At 37.7% G+C, this 3,609-nt stretch carries 5 protein-coding genes; all 5 read right to left on the reverse strand.

The window, feature by feature from the left end; translation table 11 throughout:
* Positions 1–232: 232 nt before the first annotated feature.
* A complete protein-coding gene (locus GQS10_RS22655) occupies positions 233–697 on the reverse strand; it encodes a hypothetical protein (protein WP_166246564.1) in 465 nt (154 codons plus the stop codon).
* A gap of 240 nt (positions 698–937) precedes the next feature.
* A complete protein-coding gene (locus GQS10_RS22660) occupies positions 938–1,330 on the reverse strand; it encodes a hypothetical protein (protein ID WP_166246566.1) in 393 nt (130 codons plus the stop codon).
* Positions 1,331–1,573: 243 nt separating this feature from the next.
* Entirely contained in the window at positions 1,574–1,888 is a 315-nt protein-coding gene (locus tag GQS10_RS22665) for a hypothetical protein (protein WP_166246568.1), read from the reverse strand.
* Between the two features lie 208 nt (positions 1,889–2,096).
* Entirely contained in the window at positions 2,097–2,402 is a 306-nt protein-coding gene (locus GQS10_RS22670; RefSeq protein ID WP_166246570.1) for a hypothetical protein, read from the reverse strand.
* A gap of 237 nt (positions 2,403–2,639) precedes the next feature.
* Positions 2,640–3,530: a hypothetical protein gene (locus GQS10_RS22675; protein WP_166246572.1), complete on the reverse strand. Its 891-nt coding sequence runs from the start codon at positions 3,528–3,530 to the stop codon at positions 2,640–2,642.
* Between the last annotated feature and the right edge of the window lie 79 nt (positions 3,531–3,609).

Genomic DNA, 3,609 nt, shown 5'->3' on the forward strand with positions numbered 1-3,609 from the left:
CTTTTTGATTCACCAGCAATTGCAGATAACGTTGTTGCATTCACGACGCCTCACCACCTTAAATAGCCCAGAGCCAGGCGAAGCTGGCTCGCGAATGGGCGCGACTGCGCTTAGGTGGTGCAGGTGTGTCGCCTGATTCCTCTCCCCCGAAAATGCTCCTGGCGACCAAGGGGCCGGCAGGCCCCGCAGCGTGAATGCGGTGTTAAGTGATGTCGCCTCATCCTCGAAAACGCTAATAAAAAATCTTGAAATCATTAACTGAGTATTTGTCATATCTTTCTTTCGCATATTCTTTCTTTTCCCCACTTGCTTTTTCTGTCTTAGTGCCGTTAAACCAAATTGATCTCTTACCTTCATTCTTACCTGATTTATTAAGTACTGACTCTTTAATAAATTCTTCAGAAGTCATAATCCAAGTCTTTTTCAGCCTTTCTGAATAAAACACAAAATAATAGTTATTTCTCTCTGTGTGGTCTATAGCTGCGAATAGAGCTGCATCACCTAGCTTAACATCCTGAGATCTAGCCTTTATCTGAACTTCACAGTAACTTCCATCAGACCTTTTAATTATTGCATCAATTGCGTTATCATCAACCAGCGGAACATAAACATCAATTCCTTCTTTAAGCATTAAACCAATTAAATAATATTCAATACGCTTCCCAAACCCAGCAGTATGTCTAAATGGTTTACTCATTTGGCATTTTACTCCTTCTTTTCTTGAATTACAGATCCTAGGCGATTTCACTTAACGTTGTTGTATTCACGAACCCTCACTGGCTTAAGGGGCGTAAGCCCCGGGTCCGACGGACTTAGCCAGTGCTGGGTTGTCTGCTGATTACGCTCCTCCGAAAAGCCTCTGCAGACCAAGGGCCGCAAGGCCCGCCGCGTGAATACAGTGTTATGTGAAGTTATTGTCCGCTCTGAATAACCAACACTAATCCTTTATATCTTTGAAACTTAAATATTTACTAAAAACTTGGTTGACATTAGTGTATTGATCAGTAAACCACAATAAAAGCTCTGAATCTTCAGTTTTTCTAAATTTTAATGCGTTATCATATATTTTATCTATTGCTACTTTAACTTCCTTGTCAAATAAAAAGCATGCTTCACTTGTTGAAATAAAGTAGTTGGTAATATTATCTGGCGTAACCTCTGCATTTTGTAATACTGTAGTAAGGAAAACCATAACAGACCTATATACATTTAATCTTCTTTCATAGAGGTCTAATCGCAACTTATGTTTATTGACTTTATGTTGTTGATAGGCAATGAATGCACCAATAATTGCAATTATGGTTGTTACTATCCCCAAATAGTGGTTCATTATTTTCTCCTTTAATTTTTATTTTTTTATTAAATACAATAATTTCACATAACGTTTTTGCATTCACGACGTCGAGAACCTTAAGGCCCAAAGGGCCGGGTGGCTTCGCCACTTAGGTTCATAGATGTGTCCGCCTGACTCCGCTTCCCTGCTGCCAACTTCGGGCGGACCGAGGGGCGCAGGCCCCGATGCGTGAATGCGGTGTTAGATGAAGTAAGTGCCTTCCCGAATTAGCTGAAAAATTTATTCATTGTTGGTTTCATAAATATATTCCTTAGCAATCACTTCTAAAAATGCGTCATCTTCATCTTCCCAGTTTGTAAATACGAATTTACGATATTTAGTATCTTCTTCTCTCATCTCTGATAAAGAGTAAAGCATCATCCCAATAGGTCTATTTGCATTTACGTTTATAACATTTAGAAATTGAATAGAGAATATTTTTTCCTCTATGCTTTTTAAGATTACTGTCAAATTATTCTCTTCATTTTCTATATTTTCTATTACTGCGTCGTGGAACTTATAGTCTCCAATATAAGCAATAAATTCATCACTCAACAATATCACTCCTGAAATATATTAGTTTTGCTTTTAAAAATGTTGTTTAATATTCTTTGCACTTATTTCATCTAACGTTCTTGCATTCACGAACCCGAAGGGTTGTCCGCTGATTCATCTTCCTCGAAAATGCCCCTCACGGACCGAGGGCCGTATGGCCCGATGCGTGAATGCTGTGTTAGACGAAGTTTCTGACATCCTCGAGTTTTCAATCTAATGATCTTGATGCTTCTATTAGTTCATCTTCCTCATCTAATGCCTTTAACACTCTATCAATATCCTCCACATCATATCTTCTGACAATAATCATATGCTTAATGTGCATTCCTGGTGGGTCTATGTTCTTTCGAGATAAGTTGTTATGTAATCTTTGGGGTGTATATATAATACTCCAACGTTTTGTACCGTCCGAAAAACAAATCGTTATTTCAATCCAGTTCCATTCATTCTCATCGTTACCTATCTCGTCGTCTAACCGCCAACTAACCAATCTTGGTCTTAATTCTTCGCTCACTTATAATCTCGCTCCCAAGAATTTGATTTATCTATCCCAGAAATTTCGTCTAACGTTGTTGTATTCACGAACCCGAGAGGCTTAAGGCGCGTCAGTGCCGGGTGGCTCCGCCACTTAGCCTCGCAGGGTTGTCTGCCTGATTCCGCTCCCCCGAAATGCCTCTGGCAGACCAAGGGCCGTCAGGCCCGCCGCGTGAATACGGTGTTATAAGATGTCCCCGCCTTCTTTGAGAAACAATCAAATGACTTGTATCTTAAATTTATGTAATCTATTATTTATTTCTATTACTTCATTCCATTCAGGTGTATCTGGAGGCTTTATTGGTAAAAACATAGTATATGCAGTGTATCCTAATTCAAATAAAGGCTTATCTGATTCTAATAGATATGGAAATCCTATGTGTGCAATTACGCCAAGAATCTGTTCAGAACGAGTATCAAAGTACTTATACTTTAATTGATCTCTAATTATTACTTGAATTAACTCATTAGCAACTCTTACTGATTTATCTGCATCCTTAAATGTTTCTACTTTATTAGTATTCTTATATACCTTGTCAAGAGAGAGGGCTATAAAACCATAATTATCTGTTAGTGATATTTGATTTTCTGCTTCCTTTATATTTCGTTCAATACTATTTCGGCCATTTAATCTTTTGGCGGCGACTGAATACTTCTTGCCCTTATATTCAAATGTAAAGTCTGGCTCTTCAAGCGTTACATTAAGACCAGACATTTCAAATATAGAACTTAAATAATATTGAAACTGATAATTCCATGGCTTAGTATCGTTATCATTTTCAACGATATTACCTCCGAATATCAATTCGATTTCATTCCGTACATCTCTATTATCACATGTAAGAATATTACTCGAACTAGCGATGGATATTAATTCCCAATAATCCTTATATCCTTGAAGTATATCCTTATAATTTTCTCGAATTCCACTATAATTTTGTCTCGCTATCGAATCAATATACTCTCTTTCAAATTTCCTTTTGTATTGTTCAAACCGACAATTTCCATTAATTCTGAAACCAGAAATTCTTAATTGATTTAGTGCTTGATCAATCATTACGGGTACTTCAAATATCCCTTGATCAATACCATAATGTGGTAGCACCATGACAACACATCCTATTATATCTTTAAATGTCTTAGCGGGGATTTCTTATAACGTTCTTGCATTCACGAACCCGCCAGGG

It is taken from the genome of Paenibacillus turpanensis (assembly GCF_011421635.1).
Taxonomy (GTDB): Bacteria; Bacillota; Bacilli; order Paenibacillales; family YIM-B00363; genus Paenibacillus_AK; species Paenibacillus_AK turpanensis.

Bases quoted from the DNA above. Each gene is read 5' to 3' on its own strand.
- GQS10_RS22655 (WP_166246564.1), bottom strand. From the start codon at position 697: ATGAGTAAACCATTTAGACATACTGCTGGGTTTGGGAAGCGTATTGAA.
- GQS10_RS22660 (WP_166246566.1), bottom strand. From the start codon at position 1,330: ATGAACCACTATTTGGGGATAGTAACAACCATAATTGCAATTATTGGT.
- GQS10_RS22675 (WP_166246572.1), bottom strand. From the start codon at position 3,530: ATGGTGCTACCACATTATGGTATTGATCAAGGGATATTTGAAGTACCC.